Source organism: Mesorhizobium sp. M7A.F.Ca.MR.362.00.0.0 (genome assembly GCF_004023175.1).
Taxonomy (GTDB): domain Bacteria; phylum Pseudomonadota; class Alphaproteobacteria; order Rhizobiales; family Rhizobiaceae; genus Mesorhizobium.
This window is the reverse complement of record NZ_RZTF01000019.1, coordinates 21,143-27,739: the sequence shown is the minus strand read 5'-3', so window position 1 is coordinate 27,739 and position 6,597 is coordinate 21,143. Positions and strand designations below refer to the sequence as shown.

Annotated in this window: 4 protein-coding genes and 2 pseudogenes (1 of these 6 running past the window's edge); 3 read left to right on the top strand and 3 right to left on the bottom strand. The window is 63.5% G+C overall.

Annotated features, from left to right (window positions below):
* The 3 genes and pseudogenes from EOC06_RS04915 to EOC06_RS04905 all read right to left on the bottom strand — a co-directional run.
* A pseudogene (locus tag EOC06_RS04915) lies at window positions 1–1,716 on the bottom strand (TRAP transporter large permease subunit) (it extends 61 nt beyond the left edge of the window).
* Window positions 1,716–2,300 (bottom strand): TRAP transporter small permease subunit, encoded by a 585-nt coding sequence (locus EOC06_RS04910; protein WP_127266510.1) that lies wholly within the window; start codon window positions 2,298–2,300, stop codon window positions 1,716–1,718. The pseudogene EOC06_RS04915 and the gene EOC06_RS04910 overlap by 1 nt, the downstream one beginning before the upstream one ends.
* A gap of 186 nt (window positions 2,301–2,486) precedes the next feature.
* Complete coding sequence (locus tag EOC06_RS04905) at window positions 2,487–3,392, bottom strand: branched-chain amino acid ABC transporter permease (protein WP_128307224.1); 906 nt, start codon at window positions 3,390–3,392, stop codon at window positions 2,487–2,489.
* Between the two features lie 148 nt (window positions 3,393–3,540).
* On the opposite strand from EOC06_RS04905, the gene EOC06_RS04900 reads away from it, so the two are divergent.
* The 3 genes and pseudogenes from EOC06_RS04900 to EOC06_RS41710 form a co-directional block, all read left to right on the top strand.
* Window positions 3,541–4,152, top strand: coding sequence for a CGNR zinc finger domain-containing protein (locus EOC06_RS04900; RefSeq protein ID WP_128307223.1), 612 nt, complete (start codon window positions 3,541–3,543; stop codon window positions 4,150–4,152).
* Window positions 4,145–4,681: a hypothetical protein gene (locus tag EOC06_RS04895; RefSeq protein WP_128307222.1), complete on the top strand. Its 537-nt coding sequence runs from the start codon at window positions 4,145–4,147 to the stop codon at window positions 4,679–4,681. The genes EOC06_RS04900 and EOC06_RS04895 overlap by 8 nt, the downstream gene beginning before the upstream one ends.
* 219 nt (window positions 4,682–4,900) lie before the next feature.
* A pseudogene (locus EOC06_RS41710) lies at window positions 4,901–6,597 on the top strand (indolepyruvate ferredoxin oxidoreductase family protein); the annotation flags it as partial.

The following is a 6,597-nucleotide window of genomic DNA, read 5'->3' as shown; positions in this document are numbered from 1 at the left end:
GCCGAAGCTCGGCGGCTGCGACAGATCGGGGGCGGCGGGAGCCGTGCCGCCGCCGGCAGGCGCTGCGCCATCCGCCGGCGGCGTGCCGAGCGGCGACAGGCCGGGCATCTCCGGCACCTGGTAGTCGATCGTGCCCGGATCGACGGTCGTTCCCTTGTAGTGCATCACCATTTGCGGGAAGGCGATGGTCAACCCGATCATGATCACCTGGATGCAGACAAAGGGCACCGCGCCCCAATAGATCTGCCCGGTGGTCACCGGCGCGATTTGTTTGCCGGTGAGACGATCGAGATAGGGCACGCGCGCAGCCACCGAACGCAGGTAGAACAGCGCGAAGCCGAAGGGCGGGTGCATGAAGCTGGTCTGCATGTTGACGCCCAGGAGCACGCCGAACCAGATCAGGTCGATGCCGAGCTTGTCGGCGGCGGGCGCCAGCAGCGGTACGATGATGAACGCCAATTCGAAGAAGTCGAGGAAGAAAGCGAGGAAGAAGACGAGCATGTTGACGCCGATCAGGAAGCCGACCTCGCCGCCCGGCAGCGACGTCAAAAGGTGCTCGACCCAGATGTGGCCGTTGACGCCGTAGAAGGTCAGTGAGAACACCCGTGCGCCGATCAGGATGAAAAGCACGAAGGACGATAGCCTTGTCGTCGAGGCCAGTGCCTGCTTGACGACGTCAAGCGACAAGCGCCCCTTTGCCGCCGCCATGATCAAGGCGCCGACGGAACCCATGGCGCCGCCTTCGGTCGGCGTGGCGATGCCCAGGAAGATGGTGCCCAGCACCAGGAAGATCAGCGCCAGCGGGGGGATCAGCACGATGATCACCTGCTGCGCGAGCCTGGACATCATGTTGAAATTCAGGCGTTTGTCGGCAATGGCGACGATGTAGATGAACAGGACTCCGGCAGTCGCGCCGAGAATGTCGGCATTGTCGCCATGCGCCGGCGCCAGATAACGATACGCCGCGTAGGAAACCGCTAATGTGACCAGCAAAGCCACCAGCAGCGACATCACGCCATGGCCGAGTGTACGGGCCTCGAGCGGCAGCGCCGGCATCGAGTTCGGCCGGATGATCGACATGATCAGGATGTAGGACATATAGAGGACGGTGAGCACGAGGCCGGGGATCAGCGCGCCGGCATACATGTCGCCGACCGAACGGCCGAGCTGGTCGGCAAGCACGATCAGCACCAGCGACGGCGGGATGATCTGGGCAAGCGTGCCGGAGGCGGCAATGACACCGGATGCGAGCCGGCGGTCATAGCCATAGCGCAGCATGATCGGCAGCGAGATCAGGCCCATGGCGATGACGGAAGCCGCCACCACGCCGGTGGTCGCCGCCAAGAGCGCGCCGACGAAGATCACCGCATAGGCAAGGCCACCGCGGATTGGCCCGAACAGTTGGCCGATCGTGTCGAGCAGGTCTTCGGCCATACCCGATCGCTCGAGCACGATGCCCATGAAGGTGAAGAACGGGATGGCCAGCAGCGTGTCGTTCGACATCACCCGGCTGCCGTAGAAATTATCCGGCAATGCGTGCAGGAGCGGCCAGGCGAGGTTGATCGATCCTCCGGAATAAGGCGACAGCAGCACGCCGATGAAGAAGAACATCAAGCCGTTGGCGGCCAAGGAAAAAGCGACGGGGTAGCCGATCAGCAGGAAGATGATCAGCGAAGCGAACATGATCGGTGCCATGTTCTGCGCGATGAACTCCATCACGAGCGCACCTCGTCGGCCAGCGCCTTGGCTTCGAGTTCGGCCTGTTCATGCACGGAAATGAACGGATTGGGATCGTCCATGTCGCCGCGCATGATGGCGATCTTCTTGATGATCTCGGAGATGCCCTGCAGCGCGAGCAGGAAAAAACCGACGAGCAGGATGGCCTTGGCCGGCCAGATGATCAGACCGCCGGAATTGTTGGACATCTCGCCGCTGCGAAACGACAGCGACACATAGGGCACGAAATAGATCACCATCAGCGTCACGAACGGCATCAGGAAGAAGAGATGCCCGAGCAGGTCGATCCAGTGCTGCACGCGGCGTGAAAACAGGCCGTAGACGACGTCGATGCGGATATGCTCGTTCTGCTTCAGCGTATAGGCGGCGGCCAGCATGAAGGCGGCGCCGAACAGATACCATTGCAGCTCGAGCCAAGCGTTCGAGGATATGTCGAACACCTTGCGGATAATGGCGTTGGCGGCGCTCACCAGGATCGCCAGCAGGATCAGCCACGATATCCACTTGCCGATGAATTCGTTGGCGCGATCAATTGTCCTGGATAGAGCAAGAAGCCCTGCCATGCATTCCTCCCTTGTACCGGAGGCGTGCCGGCTTCCCCCTTTTGTCCGTCACGCCGCGTGGTCCAACGGTATGCCGCGCGTGGACTGACGGGTCAACAAGGATAGAGGGAGCAAATATCATCGCATGGCAGACAGTGCCCAATACCGGCGATCTGCCCTGGCGTCATGCAACCAAAGTCTGACGTTTCAGGCGATTTTGCCGGTGTCGCGGCCGGCGCCGATCAGGATCAGCGTCGTGACCAGGAACAGATACATCCACGCATCGCGCCATTCGACCGGGAAATAGCCGGCCCACAGCGATTCGGCCATGCCGAAGGCGGCCGCGCCGAGTGCCGCGCGCAATGGCGAGAGATAGCCGCCGACCGCCGTCACGAACAGGATTTTCAGGCCGTAGACGAGGCCCGAGCCGAAGCTGACATTGCCGTAATAGAGCCCGGCCATCACACCGGCCAGCGCGGCGCAGAAGCCGCCGAACAGGACCGCGTGCCGGAACACCGCGCGCACCTCGACGCCGCACATAGCGGCTGCCTTGGGGTCGTCGGAGACGGCGCGCCAGCGCCGTCCGAAGCTCGACCGGGCAAAAGCCCAGCTGGCCAGCGCGATTGCCGTCACCACCACGGCGCAGTCGATGAGCTGGATGAGCGTCAGCGTTGCCCTGAAGGTGGCGCCCTGCGCGAAAACGATAGGCTGCGCCAGCATCGGCGGCAGCCACAGATCGTGCGTGTCGGCGGCGATGCGGCTCGCTTCGGACAGCAGCAGCAGGATGCCGAGCGTCGTCACCACGATTGCATTGGGTGTGCGGTTGGCCAAAGGTTCGAAGACACTGCGCGACAGCACGTGGCTGATCAGCGCGGCATAGAGGAACGCAGCGACGACGCCGAGCGCCACCGCCGCCAGCAGCGTCAGCCACAGCATCTGATAGCCGAAGGCCGCGGTCAGGATCATCGTCTGGCCGCAAAAGGCGAACAATGCGCCATAGGCGAGATTGGTGCGGTGCAGGATGCCGTTGGTCAGCACATAGCCAAAGGCGAGCAGCGCATAAAGCGCGCCCGAATGCAGCCCGTTCAGCACCTGCTGGAAGAAATAGAGCATGCAAAACCTCGAAGCATGCCGCCCAAAAGTGCGAAGCGGTCCTGGCCAACGACAGGCTCAAAAGGCTGCGAAGATCGCCGCAGCCCAGAGTGAGGGTGCATCGCTGAATCTAACTTGTCAAATACGATTTATAGGTTAGATTTTCGCCATGACGGTATCCTGGACCCCGCACCGCTTCACCGGCGGCCTGCTTGCGCTCGACACAGCGAACACCGTCGTGCTGCGCGGCGATCCGGGGCGAACCTTCGATCGCTTCGACGATCCGGCCGAGATTGCCCGCTTCGCCGATGCGGCGAGCCGCTTTCGCGCTGCCGAACTTGGCGACAGACCGTTGGCGGTATCCTCGGCGGTGAGGATCGCACCCGTCGTGCTGTCGATCCGCGAGGCGACCGACCGGCTGTTTCGTGGAGCGGCGTCGAAGGGCGCGGTTGCCACCACTGATCTGCCCGGATTCCTGAGAGCCTGCGCCGATGGCCTTGCCGGCAGCCGGACCGAGATCGGTGCGCCGGGGAGGCCGTTCGGTGATCCCCTGACGCCGATCGCCTTCGAGGCGGCACTGGCGGTTTCGGCGTTGTCGCTTCTGCGCGACGACACCGTCGCGAGGCTCAGGATCTGTCCCAATTGCACCTGGCTGTTCGTCGACAGAAGCCGCAATTCCAGCCGCCTTTGGTGCGACATGGCGGTGTGTGGCAACAGGCAGAAGGCAAGCCGTCACTATCGTCGCCGTCGCATGGCGGAAAATGAGGTCAGGAATGCGTAGCGGCCTTTCCCGTTCGATCCTTGTCGGCGTGGCACTCATCGCGGCCGTTGCGCTGGGCGCCTGCCGCGATACCGGCAATGACGAAGGCAAGCTGTTCGAGATTTCCGGTAAGATATTCGTCTTCAACTACCGCCTCGCAAGGGCGACTTATGTCGTGACCCTGCGGCCGCTGACGCCGATGGGAGAGGGCCAGGTCGCGGTCGCCAGCTTCCAGGATCCCGCCGGCGGCGCGCCTCTGGTCGTCGAGCAGAAGGTCTGGCCGAAGCTCGACAAGGTGACGCTGGAGAGCCCGGCACTGACCTGCGTCGTCAAGAACAAGCCCTATGCGATTGCCATCAGCATCAAGGGCGCCGACGGCGCGGTCCTGCAGAAGATCGATACCACGCTGATGTCGACGGAAGACCAGTCGATCCTGCCCGACCGGCCGCTGGTCATCGACCAGCTCTACACCGCCAATCCCGATCTCGTCGGCCATCCCGACGGCAAGCTGCCGGGCGAACCGAAGCCGGATTGCTCGAAGGGCGGCTGACGCGTCGCGGCCATCCGGGCCGCAGCTGAAATTTTCGTGCGCCGGGCAATGTCCGTGGATCGGTTTCATACCCGATTCAGGATGGCCGCGGACTGTCCGTTGCGCGTTGCCTGGCATCTGCGATTTTGTTTGACCTGCCTTGCAAGGGGAGAAAGGATGCGTCATCCGACCCCGACGTTGGCTGCCTGCCCCGCGTGGCCTCCGCAGAGGAAATGCCTGATGACGCTGCACGACGTCGCGCTCGACGACAAGTTCGATCTCGCAAAGGAGCGCATCTTCCTGTCCGGCGCGCAGGCGGTCATCCGCATGCTGCTGATGCAGCGCGAGCGTGATCGCCGCGCCGGCCTGAACACGGCCGGCTTCGTCTCCGGCTATCGCGGTTCGCCGCTCGGCGGCCTCGACATGCAGCTTTGGAAGGCGAAGAAACAGCTCGCCCAGGCTGACATCGTCTTCCAGCCGGGTCTCAACGAGGAGCTTGCCGCCACCGCTTGCTGGGGAACGCAGCAGACGGAACTGCTGGGCGAGGGCACTCATGACGGCGTCTTTTCGGTCTGGTACGGCAAGGGACCGGGTGTCGATCGCTCAGGCGACGTGTTCCGCCATGCCAACCTCGCCGGCTCGTCGAAGCATGGCGGTGTGCTCGCCTTGATGGGCGACGACCATATGGCCGAATCCTCGACCAACGCGCATGCCACCGAATTCCTGTTCGTCGACACGATGGTGCCGATCCTCAATCCCGCCGGTGTCCAGGAGATCATCGATTACGGGCTCTACGGCTTTGCCATGTCGCGCTTTGCCGGTACCTGGGCGGCGATCAAATGCGTCAAGGACAACATCGAATCGACCGCCTCGGTCGATGCCGCGCTCGAGCGGCTGAACATCGCCGTGCCGGAGTTCGATATGCCGCCCGGCGGCCTCAACATCCGCCACGAGATCGATATGCTCGGTCAGGAGGAGCGGCTGCATGAGCACAAGCGCGCCGCGGCTTCCGCCTTCATCCTTGCCAACGGGCTGAACCGCATCGTCTATTCGGGCGGCCGCAACCCGAAGATCGGCATCATCACGCTGGGCAAGAGCTATCTCGATGTCCGTCAGGCGCTGGAGGACATCGGCATCGACGAGGCGGCCGCCCACCGCATCGGCGTGCGGCTGTTCAAGGTCGGCTGCCCCTGGCCGCTCGACCTGCATCACATCGCCGATTTCGCCCGCGGCCTCGACACCGTTGTCGTCGTCGAGGAGAAGCGCTCGCTGATCGAGGTGCAGCTGCGCGAAAGCCTTTATGGCACTGCCACCCAACCGGTCATTATCGGCAAGAAGGACGAGCGCGGCGACTGGCTGTTTCCGGCCAAGGGCGCGCTCGATCCCAACGAGATCGCCATTGCGCTTGGCGAGAGGATCGTCAGGACCATCGGCCCGTCCGAAGAGATTTCGGCGCGGGTGGCGAAGCTGCGCCAGTTCCAGGCAATGCTCACCGAGGCCACCGACATCGGCTCGCGCACACCGTTCTTCTGTTCCGGTTGCCCGCATAATTCGTCCACCAAGGTGCCGGACGGCTCTATCGCCGCGGCCGGCATCGGCTGCCACTTCATGGCGCTGTGGATGGACCGCAACACCGTCGGTTTCACGGCCATGGGCGGCGAGGGCGCGCAATGGGTCGGCCAGGCGCCGTTCTCCAAGCGCGAGCACATCTTCCAGAATCTCGGCGACGGCACCTACAACCATTCCGGTACGCTGGCGATCCGCTTCGCGCTGTCGAGCGATGCCAACATCACCTACAAGATACTCTACAATGACGCCGTCGCCATGACCGGCGGCCAGCCGCACGAAGGCGGCCTGACCGTCGACATGATCGCCAGGCAGGTGCGCGCCGAAGGCGTCGACCGCATCGCCATCGTCACAGATGAGCCCGGCAAATA